At 64.9% G+C, this 15,103-nt stretch carries 13 protein-coding genes; 2 read left to right on the top strand and 11 right to left on the bottom strand.

Annotated features, from left to right (window positions below):
• Positions 1 to 32: 32 nt before the first annotated feature.
• The 11 genes from BMZ02_RS14790 to BMZ02_RS14740 form a co-directional block, all read right to left on the bottom strand.
• Entirely contained in the window at positions 33 to 1,277 is a 1,245-nt protein-coding gene (locus tag BMZ02_RS14790) for a phenylacetate--CoA ligase family protein (RefSeq protein ID WP_216110863.1), read from the bottom strand.
• Positions 1,278 to 1,317: 40 nt separating this feature from the next.
• Positions 1,318 to 2,145 (bottom strand): ABC transporter ATP-binding protein, encoded by an 828-nt coding sequence (locus BMZ02_RS14785; protein WP_091645286.1) that lies wholly within the window; start codon positions 2,143 to 2,145, stop codon positions 1,318 to 1,320.
• Positions 2,146 to 2,208: 63 nt separating this feature from the next.
• Positions 2,209 to 3,534: an ABC transporter substrate-binding protein gene (locus BMZ02_RS14780; RefSeq protein ID WP_171909942.1), complete on the bottom strand. Its 1,326-nt coding sequence runs from the start codon at positions 3,532 to 3,534 to the stop codon at positions 2,209 to 2,211.
• 108 nt (positions 3,535 to 3,642) lie between these two features.
• The gene (locus BMZ02_RS14775; protein WP_091645283.1) at positions 3,643 to 4,701 is read right to left on the bottom strand and encodes a branched-chain amino acid ABC transporter permease; all 1,059 of its coding nucleotides are present in this window, start codon (positions 4,699 to 4,701) and stop codon (positions 3,643 to 3,645) included.
• A 3-nt stretch (positions 4,702 to 4,704) separates the two neighbouring features.
• Entirely contained in the window at positions 4,705 to 5,601 is an 897-nt protein-coding gene (locus BMZ02_RS14770; protein WP_216110861.1) for a branched-chain amino acid ABC transporter permease, read from the bottom strand.
• Positions 5,602 to 5,603: 2 nt separating this feature from the next.
• Positions 5,604 to 6,428 (bottom strand): ABC transporter ATP-binding protein, encoded by an 825-nt coding sequence (locus BMZ02_RS14765; protein WP_091645281.1) that lies wholly within the window; start codon positions 6,426 to 6,428, stop codon positions 5,604 to 5,606.
• 4 nt (positions 6,429 to 6,432) lie between these two features.
• Complete coding sequence (locus tag BMZ02_RS14760) at positions 6,433 to 8,388, bottom strand: AMP-binding protein (RefSeq protein ID WP_091645280.1); 1,956 nt, start codon at positions 8,386 to 8,388, stop codon at positions 6,433 to 6,435.
• A 386-nt stretch (positions 8,389 to 8,774) separates the two neighbouring features.
• On the bottom strand, positions 8,775 to 9,602 hold the full coding sequence (locus BMZ02_RS14755) for an alpha/beta hydrolase (protein ID WP_091645278.1): 828 nt from the start codon (positions 9,600 to 9,602) through the stop codon (positions 8,775 to 8,777).
• A 5-nt stretch (positions 9,603 to 9,607) separates the two neighbouring features.
• On the bottom strand, positions 9,608 to 10,789 hold the full coding sequence (locus tag BMZ02_RS14750; RefSeq protein WP_091645277.1) for an amidohydrolase: 1,182 nt from the start codon (positions 10,787 to 10,789) through the stop codon (positions 9,608 to 9,610).
• 34 nt (positions 10,790 to 10,823) lie between these two features.
• Complete coding sequence (locus BMZ02_RS14745; RefSeq protein WP_091645275.1) at positions 10,824 to 12,128, bottom strand: TRAP transporter large permease; 1,305 nt, start codon at positions 12,126 to 12,128, stop codon at positions 10,824 to 10,826.
• Positions 12,125 to 12,643, bottom strand: coding sequence for a TRAP transporter small permease subunit (locus BMZ02_RS14740; protein WP_091645273.1), 519 nt, complete (start codon positions 12,641 to 12,643; stop codon positions 12,125 to 12,127). Before BMZ02_RS14740 ends, BMZ02_RS14745 begins: the two co-directional genes overlap by 4 nt.
• 157 nt (positions 12,644 to 12,800) lie before the next feature.
• Here BMZ02_RS14740 and BMZ02_RS14735 point away from each other — a divergent pair, with 157 nt between their 5' ends.
• Together BMZ02_RS14735 and BMZ02_RS14730 are read left to right on the top strand one after the other, a co-directional pair.
• Positions 12,801 to 14,066: an acyl-CoA dehydrogenase family protein gene (locus BMZ02_RS14735; protein ID WP_245754046.1), complete on the top strand. Its 1,266-nt coding sequence runs from the start codon at positions 12,801 to 12,803 to the stop codon at positions 14,064 to 14,066.
• A 12-nt stretch (positions 14,067 to 14,078) separates the two neighbouring features.
• The gene (locus BMZ02_RS14730) at positions 14,079 to 15,101 is read left to right on the top strand and encodes a phosphotransferase (RefSeq protein WP_091645272.1); all 1,023 of its coding nucleotides are present in this window, start codon (positions 14,079 to 14,081) and stop codon (positions 15,099 to 15,101) included.
• Positions 15,102 to 15,103: the final 2 nt, after the last annotated feature.

The following is a 15,103-nucleotide window of genomic DNA, read 5'->3' as shown; positions in this document are numbered from 1 at the left end:
TGATGACGCACGGCCACCGCGGCGACGCCTGCTCAGTCGTACGCGCGCTCGTCCGCGATCACCTTGCCGTCGTTGGGCAGCTCGCCGGCGCCCTTGATCTCGACGCCACCGCGCATCTTGGTGATGGCCTGCAGCGTCTCGGCCACCGTGTCCGCGAACGCCGCGTCGGAGACGGTGGACTCCACGTTCAGGGTCATGGCGTCCTTTTCGTTCTCGCGCGTCACCACCAGCCGCGCGCGACTGATCTCCGGGTGGCGCGCCATGATGGCGTTGATCTGCTCGGGCGTGACGAACATGCCCTTGACCTTGGTGGTCTGGTTGGCACGGCCCATCCAGCCCTTGATGCGCGGGGCGGTGCGCCCGCACGGGCTCGGCCCCGGCAGGAAGGCGGTGAGGTCGCCGGTGGCGAAGCGGATCACCGGGAATGCGCCTGCCCGCAGCACGGTCACCACCATCTCGCCCACTTCGCCCTCGGCCACTGGCTCACCGCTGCCCGGACGCACCACTTCCAGCAGCACGTCCTCATCGGTGATGAGGCCATCCAGGTGCTCGCTCTCATAGGCCACCAGCCCGAGCTCCGCGGTGGCGAAGGCCTGCAGCACACGCACGCCGCGCCCCGCCATCTCGTCGCGCAGGCTGGCGCTCAGGGGCTCACCGCCCACCAGTGCACGATTGATGGAGGAGACGTCGCGCCCCAGCTCCTGGCCCTTGTCCAGCAGCGCCTTGAGGAACGACGGCGTGCCACCGTAGACCTGCGGTCGCAACCGCTCGATGGCGTCCACCTGCACGTCGGTGTTGCCGATGCCGGCCGGGAAGACCGGGCAGCCCACGGCGCGGGCGCCGCTATCCATCATCATGCCGGCGGGCGTCAGGTGATAGGAGAAGGTGTTGTGCACCAGTTGCCCGGGGCGCAGGCCGGCGGCCCAGAACGCGCGGCCGAATCGCCAGTAGTCGCCTTTGGCCTCGGCGGCTTCGTAGATCGGCCCGGGGGACTGGAACACGTACGACAGCTCGCTCATGGAGGCCGCCTCCATGCCGCCGAACGGCGCATCCTCCGCCTGCCGGCCGGGAATGTCGGCCTTGCGGGTCAGCGGCACCCGCGCCATATCCTCCAGGCTCTGGATGGCGTCCGGGTCCACGTCGGCCAGGGTCGCCGACCAGTAGCGGGACCGCTCGCGGGCATGGCGGAGCACCTCCCGCACCGTCGCCAGCTGTTCGGCACGCCGCTCCTCCGCGGACCGGGTCTCGCGCGCGTCGTAGAATCCGTTATCACTCACGATCCAACTCCTCTCCCGTGCACGGATGGGTACCGGCGGATTACGCCAGCCAGCGCTTGCGGCGGCGGTAGTGCTTGACGTCGCGGAAGCTCTTGCGGGCCTCGCCGGAGCCGACCCCCAGGTAGAATTCCTTCACGTCCGCGTTCTCACGCAACTCCTGACCGGTGCCGTAGAGCACCACCCGGCCGTTCTCCAGGATGTAGCCAAAGTCCGCGTGCTGCAGGGCGACGTTGGTGTTCTGCTCGGCAACAAGGAAGGTCACCTTTTCCTCACGGCGCAGCCGCGAGACGATCTGGAAAATCTCTTCCACGAGCTGGGGCGCGAGCCCCATGGACGGCTCGTCCAGCAGGATCATGCGCGGCTTGGCCATCAGCGCCCGCCCGAGGGCCAGCATCTGCTGCTCACCACCGGAGGTGTAGCCGGCAGTGGACTTGCGCCGCTCCTTCAGCCGCGGGAAGTATTCATAGACCCGCTCGATCTCCTCCAGGGCTTCACTGGCCGAGATCTTGCGGCTGTAGGACCCCACCAGCAGGTTCTCTTCCACGGTGAGGTGCTCGAACACGTGCCGCCCCTCCATGACGTGAGACAGCCCGCGCTCAACCCGCGCCGGGGCCGGGACGTGGCTGATGTCCCCGCCATCGTAGGTCAGCGATCCGCGCGTGATTTCACCACGTTCACCGGTCAGCAACCCGGAGATGGACTTCAGGGTCGTGCTCTTGCCGGCGCCGTTGCCGCCGAGCAGGGCGACGATATCCCCTTCGTTGACTTGCAGTGACACCCCCTTGAGCACGAGCACCACGTGGTTGTAGACCACCTCGATGTTCTGGAGCTCCAGGAGCGGCTTCTCCTGGCCGGTTTGTTCCGCCATTGACTTGCCTCCGAAATGAGCCGTTGCCGGGGCGCATGGCGCCCCGGCACGTGCGGCACTGCCTCAGTCGCATTCCCGGATGTCGATACCTTCGCTCGCGGCGAAGCTCTCGGCGGACTCCCGGTACATCGGGAAGACCCGCTCCAGATCCGGCTCCTGGAAGTCGGTCAGGGCGTTCCACTGCTCCCCGTCCCACTGCTGGATGCGGGCAAGCCCGCCACCCTCGTGGTCCTCGCAGGTCACGTTCACCGGCGGCATCAGGCCCTCCATGCCCAGCTCCTGGGTGCGCTCCTGGGAGATGGTGAGCTGGTTCCAGGCCCACTTGGTCTCGTCGCGACCCATGACCTCGCCTTCACCGAACTCGTCCTGCGCCTGACGCCAGGCTTCGACGATGTACGCCGCGTTGATGAGGCCACGGTTGTAGGCAATATTGCCGATCTGATCGCCATCGCCCGCCTCGTTACCGGGGCCGTAGACGTACTCTTCCAGATCATCGTAGACCGGGTAGTCACGCCCGGGACCGTGGAAGGTCACGGCCTTGTAGCCCTCCGCCGCACTGCCTGCCGGCTCCACGGCGTCATCCTGGGCGGCATAGATGCCACCGATGATGCGCTCGCGGTCGATGCCCACGGACGCGGCCGTGCGGATCGCCGTGGGGTTCATGACACCCCAGCCGAACAGGGACACCCAGTCAGGCTGCATGCGCCGGATCTGGGTCCACACCGAGCGCTGCTCCACGCCGGGGGGCGAGATGGCCATTTCTTCCAGGGTGAAGCCGTATTCCTCGGCGTAGCCGCGCAGCACGCCCAGGGGCTCACGGCCGTAGGCGGAGTCGTGGTAGGCGTGGACGATGGTCTTGCCTTCCAGGTTCTCCCAGCCACCTTCCTGTTCGGCGATGTACGCCATGGTCACCGTGGTGCTGGACCAGTACGTGGTGGGCACCATGAACACCCAGTCCATCACCCGGCCGTCGGCCGCGTCGGCACGGCCATAGCCCATGGAATGGACGACGATGTTGTCGCTCTTGGCCCGCGGGATGAGGGCGTAGGTAATCCCCGTGGACAACGGCGCCACCACGGTGGCCCCGTTGCCGCGGTCCTTGAGCCGCTCGTAGCATTCCACGCCGCGGTCGTTGGAGTAGGCGGTTTCACACTCCTCCATGCGGATGCGCACGCCGTTGATGCCACCATCGCGTTCGTTGATGAGCCGCACGTAGTCCGCAAAGCCGTCGGCGAACCCGACGCCACTCGGCGCGAACGGACCGGTGCGGTACACCAGGCTGGGCAGATACTGTTCTTCGGCCTGGGCCTGGGCCGCGAACAGGCTGGTCATGCCTATGATCGCCCCAAGACCGACCGCACTCAGCTTTCCGGTCACTGATTTTTTCATTGCTTTCTCCTCCATACGGGTTTCAGGACCCGTCTGACACTCCGGATGCCACAACCCGATGGCCGTGGTCATACCCTCCAGAAGCCTGGGCCGGCGTGGCCCTCCCATCTAGTACGGGAAGGGCCACAGCCGCAGTTTCTGCTTCGCGATGCTCCACAACCGTGCCAGCCCGTGGGGCTCGACGATGAGGAAGAAGATGATCAACGAACCGAAGATGAAGATCTCGATGTAGCTGATCATTGCCGTCCCCAGCGGTAACCCGAGGGCACCGGGCACGGTATTCAGGAAGATGGGCACGAGGACGACGAACGCCGCCCCGAGAAAACTCCCCAGTATCGAACCGAGCCCGCCGATGATCACCATGAACAGCACGTCGAAGGACGTGTAGATATCGAAGGCCTCCGCCTCCAGCTGCCCCAGGTACAGGTAGGCCCAGAGCACGCCGGCGATGCCGACGATGAAGGAGCTCACTGCAAACGCCTTGAGCTTGGTGGGCATGGGGCGGATGCCGATGATCTCGGCTGCCACGTCCATGTCGCGTATGGCCATCCATTTTCGCCCGGTGGCACTGCGCACCAGGTTCTTGGCCGCCAGGGCAATGATGATCACCACCGCCAGGGCGAACAGGTAGCGGTCCACGGGGGTGTCGATGCGCCAGCCGAGGATCTCGATGGTCTGGGCCGAGATGACGCCCGTGGGGCTGTAACCAACGAACCAGGGCCGCTGCAGGAGCCAGATCAGGAAGAACTGGGCCGCCAGCGTCGTGACCGCCAGATAGAAGCCCTTGATCCGCAACGCCGGCAGGCCGAACAGCACACCGGTACCGGCGGCGATCAACCCCGCGAGAATGAACGCCACCAGCGGGGGCATCTCCGGTACCCGTGCCAGCAGGTTCCAGGCGGCGAACGCACCCACCGCCATGAAACCGCCGGTACCGAGCGAGATCTGGCCGCAGTAGCCCACCAGGATGTTGAGGCCGATGGCGGCCACCGAGTAGATCAGGAACGGCAGCAGCAGGGCCTGGATCACGTAGTTGGAGACCAGGAACGGAATGGTGACGGCCACGACGATAACCAGGGCCAGGAAGATCTGGTCCTGCCGGATGGGCAGCATGGCCTGGTCGGCGGCGTAGGTCGTTTTGAACTGTCCGGATTCGCGATAAAGCATGGATCAGATCCTTTCGATGATCTTTTCGCCAAACATGCCTTCCGGCCGATACACCATGAACGCCATGGCAATCACGTAGGCAAACCAGTTGTCGATGCCGCCGCCGATGATCGGCCCGAGGTAGACCTCGGCCAGGGATTCCCCGGCGCCGATGATCAGGCCGGCGATGATGGCGCCGTGGATGGACGTGAGCCCACCCAGCAGCAGCACCGGCAACGCCTTGAAGGCCACGTCGACCATGACCGGCTGCACGCCGAGGTTGCCACCCCAGACCACACCCGCGACCACGGCTACAAAACCGGCGATTGACCAGACCACCACCCAGACGGTGTTCAGGCGAATGCCCACGGCCTGTGCAGCCTGGTGATCATCCGCCACGGCCCGGAGCACCCGCCCCATGCGCGTGCGCTGGGCAAACAGCGCCAGCATGAGCACCAGGACGATGGCGATGGCGCCGGCGACCAGGTCGTAACTCTGGAAGAGCATGTCACCGACGAAGATCGGATCGGTGGGGATGCCGACATCCAGAGAGCGCGAGCGGCTACCCCAGATGATTTCGGCAAACCCGATCAGGGCAAAGAAGATGCCGATCGTGGACATGAACATGATGATCGGCTCCTGGTTGACCAGGGGCCGAAGCACCACCCGCTCGATAATCCAGGCGACACCGATCATCAACACGATAGTGATGGGGATAGCCAGCCAGAACGGCACGCCGTAGCGCTGGTTCATGCCGGCGATGAACATCGCCGCGAACAGCACCATGGCCGCCTGGGCGAAGTTGAAAATCCCCGACGCCTTGAAGATCAGGACGAACCCGAGCGCCACGAGTGAATACATCATCCCGGCCAGCAGACCGCCGACCAGAACCTCAATGAAGAACGACAATTCCATCGGCATGGTCAGGCCTCCTGTTCCTGGCTGGTACCCAGGTACGCTTCGATCACGCGCGGGTTGGAGCTGACCTCGTCGGGCCCGCCCTCACCGATCTTCTCGCCGTGATCGAGAACGACGATGTGATCCGAGAGGTCCATGACCACCGCCATGTCGTGCTCGATCAGGCAGATGGTCATCCCGAACTCGTCGTTCACATCCAGAATGAACCGGGCCATGTCCTGCTTCTCCTCCAGGTTCATGCCCGCCATGGGCTCGTCCAGGAGCAGAAGCTCCGGCTCCGCGGCCAGGGCCCGGCCCAGTTCGACCCGCTTCTGCAGCCCGTAGGGCAGCGTGCCCACGGCCGTCTTGCGGTAGGCCTGGATCTCCAGGAAGTCGATGATCTCCTCGCAGAAGCGACGGTGCTCCATCTCTTCCCGCTGTGCCCGGCCAAGCCACAGGGCGTTCTCCATCAGCGTCGCCTTCGTCTTCAGGTGTCGGCCGGTCATGATGTTGTCCAGGGTGCTCATGCCCTTGAACAGGGCGATGTTCTGGAACGTCCGGGCGATCCCCTGGTTGGCCGCCTCGTACGGGCGCATCTGCCGGCGTGGCCGCCCCTTGTAGGTAATGGTGCCCCTGTTGGGGTGGTAGAAACCGTTGATGCAGTTGAGCATCGACGACTTGCCGGCGCCGTTCGGCCCGATGATGGAGAAGATCTGTTGACGCTTGATCTCGAAGCTGACGTCGCGCAGGGCACGAACACCACCGAAAGCCAGCGACACGTTCTCCACCTTGAGCAGCGACTCCCCCGCCTGGCCCTTGTGGGTCTTGAGTTGTGCTTGTGCTGTTGCCATGGGCCTATCCCGCCTTGCTCATGTGCTGGAAGGTTTTGGCGTCACTGATGCGCAGGGTTGCTTCCAGCACACCGGTACTGCCGTCCTCGTAGGTGACGGGCGCCTTCACGTGCACGCTGTCGTCACCGTTGTAGAGCGCGTCGATCAACGTCTGGTAGCGCTCGTTGATGATGCGTCGGCGCACCTTGCGGGTCCGCGTGATCTCGCCGTCATCCGGGTCCAGCTCCTTGTGCAGGATGAGAAAGCGCGACACCTGGATGGGGACCAGCTCCGGATCGGCGGCCAGATCCTGGTTGACCGCCTCCACCTCTTCCTTGATGAGCGCGTACACCTCGGGCCGCCCCGCCAGATCGACATAACCGGTGAACGCGATGTTCTTGCGCTCGGCCCAGTTGCTCAGCGCCTCGAAGTCGATGTTGATGAACGCCATGACGGAGTCGCGCTCGTGGCCGAACGCCACCGCTTCCATGATGTGCGGGTGGAACTTGAGCTTATTCTCCACGTACTTCGGACTGAACATGGTGCCGTCATTCAGGCGGCCCACATCCTTGGCCCGATCGATGATGCGCAGGTGGCCATCGGTGGTGAACATGCCGGCATCGCCGCTCTTCACCCAGCCATCCGGCGTCTTGGTCTTCTCGGTTTCCTCGTCGTTCTTGTAGTACCCCATGAACACGCCGGGGCTGCGGTAGAGCACCTCGCCGTTGGCATCCAGGTCGATCTCCACACCCTCTCCCGGCGGGCCCACCGTGTCGGGACGCACGTCGTCGTCCTTCTGCAGGCAGAGATACACCGAGCACTCCGTCTGCCCGTAGAGCTGCTTGAGGTTGATGCCGATGGAGCGGAAGAAATCGAAGATGTCCGGGCCGATGGCCTCACCCGCGGTATAAGCCACGCGAATGCGCGAGAAGCCCATGACGTTGCGCAGCGGCCCGTAGACCAGCAGGTTGCCGATGGCGTAGTTGATGCGGTCCAACGTGGACACCGGCTTGCCTTCGAGGATGTCGACACCCACGCGGCGCGCCAGACCCAGGTAGTAGTGGAACATGCGGCGCTTGATGGCGCTGGCATCTTCCATGCGCACCATGACGCTGGTGATCAGGTTCTCCCAGGTCCGGGGCGGCGCGAAGAAGTAGGTGGGGCCGATCTCGCGCAGGTCCGACATGACCGTATCCGGCGATTCCGGGCAGTTCAGGCAGTAACCGGCGAGAAAGCCCTGGCAGTACGTGAGGAAGTGATCCCCCACCCACGCCATGGGCAGGTAGGCCAGGCTTTCGTCGGCTTCAGTGATGTTGTCGAACGCCACCGCGTACTCGGCGGACTTGAGCAGGTTGTCGTAGCTCAGCATCACGCCCTTGGGCCGGCCGGTGGTGCCCGACGTGTAGACGATGACCGAGAGATCCTCCCCTTTGCCCTTGGCCGACTCGGTTTCGAAGAACCCCTGGTTGCTGCGGGCGTATTCACGGCCGCGCTCCTGGAGCTGCTCCAGGGACTGCAGGCCCGGCTCGTCGTAGTTGTGCAGGCCGCGGCCATCCTCGTAGATGATCGCCTCGACCCGGGGCAGGTCGGCACGCACCGACAGCACCTTGTCCACCTGCTCCTGGTCTTCGGCGAAGACGAAGCGGACGTCGCCGTGGTCGAGCACGTACTGCATTTCGTCCGCGGCCGAATCCTGATAGACCGGCACCGGTACGGCACCGATGGCCTGGGATGCCGCAAACCCCCAGTAGAGCTGCGGGCGGTTGTTGCCGATGATTGCGATCTTGTCGCCCCGCTCGGCACCAAGCGCCTTGAACCCGCCCGCGAGCGCCTCGACTTCGTCGCGTACGTCGCTCCAGGTCCACGTCTGCCAGATACCCAGATCCTTTTCACGCATGGCCGCCCGTGTCGGGCGTTCCTGCGCATTTCTGATCAATAGCTTGGGGAACGTGTCGTTCCGGTTCCTACTGTTTTCCGCCATACCATATGCCCCTTGCAAGCATCACCGCATACGGCCCGACAGCCACTCACGCGGCTCACGGGTCAGCCGTGCCGAACAACGCGGAAGGAAAATGAACGGAAAGCGGATGGGCTTGCGGACCCGGCCACGGAAACGGGACGGACGGCGTCGGAAACGACGTGCCTCATCGCGAACTCTCCTCCTGTTTATGCAGTCGATTATTATTTATTGACTGCATTTATAATCATTATTACGACCTCAGATTACTCACTCTGATGGTAAATGCAAGCGCTCGATTTCAAGGTGTCAAGTGACCCGACACCGGGCGCCACCGGAACCAGGCAGCAGATCGGGACACGGTGCTCGATGACGTGTGAAACCGCGGGCGTCTCGACGCCGGGCGACGGTCAGGGTGCCAGGGCGGCTGCGATACAGGCCTGGCCCAGGGGGGTGTGCGCGTCACCGAGCTCCTCGGCGATGGAGTAGTGGTTGTGGTCACCGAGCACGTGCAGACTGGCCCGCGACCCGGCCTTGCTCACGGCGGCATGGAAATCACGGGACTGCTGAATCCAGGATGCGGTCTCGCCGCCACCCACGTACAGGGTCAGTGGCAGATCCGTGTACGGCAGATGATGCACCGGGCTCAACGCCGCCGCCGACGCCGCGGTCAACCCGATGTCCGTATTCACGCTGGTGTGCCGGACCGGCGCGAGGTCGTAGAGCCCACTGATCAGCACCGCACGGCGCACCAGCCCCGGGGTTACCGGGGTGTCGAAGTCCGGCGCATGGGCCATGGCCAGCAGGTGGGCACCGGCGGAGTGCCCCGATGCGGTCAGACGGCTCATGTCACCATGGCGCCGGCCGTGGTCGCGAAGCCAGTGGAGGCACGCGCTCGTCTCGCGTACGAGCGTGGCCAGATCCGCATGGGGACACAGACTGTAGTTGGGCAGTACGAGCGTGACTCCCGCCTGCAGGAACGCGGGCGCCATGAAGCTGTAGTCGGCCTTGTCCCGCCCCCGCCAGTAGCCGCCGTGCAGAAACACGTGTACCGGGGCATCAGGGCCCGCCGGGAAGATATCGCAGGTGTTCAGCGGCCGGTCACCGTAAGCCACGTCGTAGACACCCCCCACCTGCCGCCGGGCCCGCTCACTGGCGCGCGCCGCCCGATCCAGGTATGCGGGCACATCCGCCACGTGCACGTGCGGGTTGTATTCGTACTCGACGGCGTCGTCCATGACCGTTACCCGGCCTGCCGCGCCAGGGACTCCCGGGCAAGCCCCGACAGCAGGCGGACACCATGGGGAATGATGCGGTCGTTGAAGTCGTACTGCTGGCTGTGAAGCCCGTGGGTGTGGGTCTCGTCCCCGGCACCGACATGAACGTAGGCACCACGGCACGCCTCCAGCATGAAGGCGAAATCCTCGCTGCCCATGCTGGGCTGGTGGTCGGGCTGCAGGGCCTCATCACCGAAGCTGTCGCGGATGACGGCGATGCCGGTCTCCGTGGCCTCGGAATCGTTGACGGTAACGGCGAAGGTGTCGTCGATGGCCAGCTCGATGCGCGCGCCGTAGTACTGCTCCAGGCTGGCGCACAGCGCCCGCAACGAGGAGCGCAGGCGCTCGGCCGTGGCGCGATCCAGGAAGCGCATGGTGCCGGCAAGCGTCGCCGTGTGCGGAATGACGTTGAAGCCGGCGAGGCTGCCGCTCTGGATGGCACAGATGCTCAGCACCGCGGGACTCAGGGGGTCAACCTCCCGGGAGACGATGGTGTGCGCCTTCTGGATCAGCTCGGCAGCGATCCGCACCGGGTCGATACAGCCGTGGGGGTTCATGCCGCCGTGCCCGCCCTGGCCGTGAATGGTGATGTCGATGCGGTCGCCCCCGGCCATGATCGGGCCGGGTATGACGCCGAACCGGCCCACCGGCAGCCCGGGCGCGTTGTGCAGCGCGTAGATCTCGCCCATGGGGAAGCGGCTGAACAGCCCGTCGGCGACCATCGCCTTGCCACCGCCAACACCCTCCTCCGCCGGCTGGAACACGAAATGGACCGTGCCGTCGAAGTCGTTGTGCCGCTGCAGGTACTCGATGGCCCCGAGCAGCATGGTGGTATGGCCATCATGCCCGCAGGCGTGCATGCACCCGGGATTGCGCGAGGCGTAGTCCACGCCACTGTGCTCCTCCAGCGGCAGCGCGTCCATGTCCGCCCGCAGGCCCACGCTGCCTGCACCACCGCCTCGGGCACCCCGCAACCAGGCCACGACCCCGGTCCCCGCGAGCCCGGTGACGTACTCCACGCCGAGCGCGTCCAGTTGCTCGCACACCCGCCGCGACGTCTCCCGTTCCTGAAAGCCGAGCTCGGGCCAGCGGTGCAGCTCGCGGCGAAAGGCAACGAGTCGCTCCAGTGCTTCTGTGGGTATCTCCATCAATCCAGCCTCCAACCACAGGACCTGCCGCCCATCAGCGCAGCAGCAGGTTCGTACTCTCGATGAGAATGCTCGGGAACATCAGGAATACCAGGCCACACGCCAGCATCAGCAGCACATAGGGTGCGACGGCGCGGTAGAGATCCAGAATCGGCGTGTCCGGACTCAGGCTCTTCAGGTAGAAGATGTTGTACCCGAACGGCGGCGTGATGTAACCGATGCACAGGTTCAGCTGGAAGATGATGGCGAACCACAGCGGATCGAACCCGAGCATGAGCACCACGGGGAAGAAGATCGGCATCACCAGCAGAATGATCCCGATCGGGTCCAGGAACATGCCGAGGATCAGCGCGAACAGCTGCATCAGCAGGATCAGCGTCCACGGGTCCACGTCAATGCCCAGCAGCACGCGCTGCATGAAGTCGATCCCGCCCGCGCCGGAGTACACCGACACGAACGACGCCGCGCCGAAGACGATCCAGATCACCATGCCGGTGGTGGACGCGGTGGAGTAACTCACCTCACGGATGAACTTGAAGTTGATCTCGCGACGCAGGCCCACGGCCACCACCACCGCCGCCGCACCCACGGCGGCAGCCTCCGTGGGCGTCGCCAGTCCCATAAAGATGGACGTGAGCACGACGATGATGATCATCAGTGGCGCCACTACCGAGCGCAGCGCCTTCACCTTGTCGATGATGGGGACACTCTTGCCGGTGGACGGCGCCAGCTCCGGCCGCATCCAGGAGCGGATGGCCACGTACGCCAGCAGAACCACCAGGATGAACAGCCCCGCCACCAGGCCACCCATGAACAGCCGGCCCACGGACATACCCGTGGTCATGCCGATGACGATCAGGGTAATGGACGGCGGAATCAGAATCCCCAGGGTGCCGGCGGCGCCGATGGTGCCGAGGACGAAACTGCGGTCGTAGCCGTGCCGGTCCATGGCGGGCATGCCCACCATGCCGGTGGTCAGCGTGGACGCCGCGCAGCTCCCGGTCATGGCCGATAGCACCGAGGCGAACCCGGTGGTGCCCATGAGCAGGCCACCGTTCACGCGGCCGGACCACAGGTAGAACGCCCGGTAGAGGTCGGCGGAGATCTGTGACCGGCCCAGGGCAACGCCCATGAAGATGAACAGCGGGATGGCCGCCAGCAGCACCGACCACATGCTGCCGAACACCGCGGAGATCATCGAGAACAGCCCCGCCGGCCCGCTGAGGATGAGGGTGAAGACAACGGCGATGCCGCCCAGGGCAAAGGACAGGGAAACCCCCAGCATGATCAGGACCAGCAGGGACCCGAACATGCCAATGGTCAGTAACTCAGGACTCATACAATGCCTCGGCGCTTGACATCAACATCGGGACGGACCAGCAACACGGCGGACCGGATGAACTCCACGACACCCTGGACGGTGATCATCACCACACCCACGAACAGGGCGAGGTGCACCGGCCACATGGGGTGACCCAGGGCGCTGTCGTCCCGGTCACCGAACTGCCAGGCTTCCTCGAAGTAGAACCAGCCCTCGTAGGCCAGGGCCGCGCCCCAGATCACGAGCACCGTGACATTCAACAGATCGGTGAACGCATTCCAGCGCGGCGAACGCGTGTTGAGCAGCAGGTCCACCCGGACATGGCCGCCCTGGATCAGCGTGAACGCCCCGATCAGGATGAAGTACGAGGCGAACAGCCGCTGGGTATAGCCCTGCGCCCACACCGACGGTGCGTTGAACACGTAGCGGGCGATAACCTCCCAGACGATGATCGCGATACCGATCCAGATCAGGAAGCTGACGAGCTTGCCCAGGGTGGAATTGATCCGGTCAATCCACGCCAGAAGCGCCATCTTCTCCTCCCCATGGCCCGCTTCTACGGCCCTGGGAAGGCCGTCGGTAGCGGTTTTCGTATATGGTTTTATGCGTTTCGTGTTATCAAGAACACCGTTACCAAGCTACTTGGTGCGAACGGCATGTCAACCGGTTTGTGCGTCAGAACCGCGGGCCATGGGCCGGTTCCATGATGTGCCGGCAGACAACAACACCACCGAGGAGGAGTCCAGCCCCATGAATTTCCAGCACTCCGAGCGCGTTCAGGATCTGCAGCGACAGCTCACCGCCTTCATGGACGAACACGTCTACCCCAACGAACATGTCTTTGCCCGGCAGGCGAAGGAGCAGCGCTGGCAGTCCCCGACCATTCTGGAAACGCTGAAGGCGAAAGCACGGGACCAGGGCCTGTGGAACCTGTTCATGCCGGACGAGCGCTACGGCCCCGGCCTGAGCAATAGCGAATACGCGCCCCTGGCCGAGATCATGGGCCGCGTGTTCTGGGCGGCCGAGGCCTTCAACTGCAACGCCCCGGACACGGGCAACATGGAGGTACTGCTGAAGTACGGCACGGATGCGCAGCGCGAGCGCTGGCTGACGCCGTTGCTGGCCGGCGAGATCCGCTCCGCCTTTGCCATGACCGAGCCCGCCGTGGCGTCCAGCGACGCCACCAACGTGGAGACCTCCATCCTCCCGGACGGCGACGACTACGTCATCAACGGCCGCAAGTGGTTCATCACCAATGCCATGCACGAGCGGTGCGAGATCTTCATCGTCATGGGCAAGTCCGACCCGGACAACCCCAATCGCCACCTGCAGCAGACGCAGATCCTGGTGCCCCGGGACACGCCCGGGCTCTCGGTGATCCGCCCGCTGAGCACGTTCGGCTACTTCGAGGAGCCGGGCGGCCACGCCGAGGTCCTGTTCGAGAACGTGCGCGTGCCGAAGGAGAACCTGCTGCTCGGCGAGGGCCGCGGCTTCGAGGTGGCCCAGGGGCGCCTGGGACCGGGGCGCATTCACCACTGCATGCGGCTGATCGGCGCCGCCCAGCGCGCCCTGGAGATGGCCTGCCAGCGGGTGGAGAGCCGGGAGGTGTTCGGCCGCAAGCTCAGCCAGCAGGGCTCCGTGCGGGAGTCCATCGCGCAGATGGCCTCCAAGGTGGAGATGTGCCGGCTGCTCACCCTGCGCGCGGCGGCAAAGATGGACAGCGATGGCACCAAGGAGGCGCGGGATCTCATCGCCATGGCCAAGATCATGGTGCCGCAGATGACCTCCGAGGTCCTGGACATGGCCATCCAGATGCATGGCGCCGGCGGCTTCACCGAGGACTACTTCATGGCCGAGGCGTTCAACTATGCCCGCTGGTGCCGCATGGCGGACGGCCCCGACCAGGTGCACATGATGGCCCTGGGCAAGCAGGTCATCGGCCAGTACAGCAACTGAGGAGGGACGACCATGAGCGAGCAATCCGTTGACCAGCTCGACCTCTCACGGCTCCAGCCCTACCTGGAGGAACGGATCGACGGCTTCGGCACGATTCAGGCGTGCCGGAAATTCTCCGGCGGGCAGTCCAACCCCACGTTCCTGATCACGGCGGACGGCGGCCGCTTCGTCCTGCGGCGCAAGCCGCCGGGCGAACTGCTGAAATCCGCCCACGCGGTGGACCGCGAGTACCGGGTCATGGCAGCACTTCAGGACACCCCGGTGCCGGTGCCGCGCATGGACCTGTTGTGCGAGGACGAGACCGTGATCGGCTCCATGTTCTACGTCATGGAGTTCGTGGAGGGGCGCATCCACTGGAACGGCGCCCTCCCGGACTCCTCTCCCGGGGAGCGTGGCGCCATCTACCGCAACATGGCGGGCGTGCTGGCCGCCATTCACGGCGTTGACGTGGACGCCGTGGGGCTCGCCGATTTCGGCAAGCCCGGCAACTACTTCGCCCGCCAGCTCAACCGCTGGAGCAAGCAGTACTACGCGTCGGAGACGGAAAAGAACCCGGCCATGGACCGGCTCATCCAGTGGCTGGAGGCCAACATGCCCGAGGATGACGGGCAGGTGGCCCTGATCCACGGCGATTACCGCATCGACAACCTGATCATCCACCCCGACCAACCGGACGTGCTGGCGGTGCTGGACTGGGAGCTGTCCACCCTGGGCCACCCCTGGGGCGACATCGCCTACCAGTGCATGCAGCTGCGCCTGCCCCAGGATGCGGCCATCCCGGGGCTGGGGGATCTGGACCGCGGATCGCTCGGCATTCCCACGGAAGAGGAGTATGTCGCGGAGTACTGCCGGCTGGCGGGCATCGACGGCATCCCCAACTGGAACTTCTATATCGTCTTCAATTACTTCCGCCTGGCCGCCATACTGCAGGGCATTCAGAAACGCGCCCTGGATGGCAATGCCTCCAGCGATACGGCGTTCGAGTACGGCGCCATGGCGCGGCCGTTGACAGAAACCGCCGTGAAACTGATCTGAAC

It is taken from the genome of Aquisalimonas asiatica (assembly GCF_900110585.1).
Taxonomy (GTDB): Bacteria; Pseudomonadota; Gammaproteobacteria; order Nitrococcales; family Aquisalimonadaceae; genus Aquisalimonas; species Aquisalimonas asiatica.
This window is presented reverse-complemented; position numbering and strand designations above follow the sequence as displayed.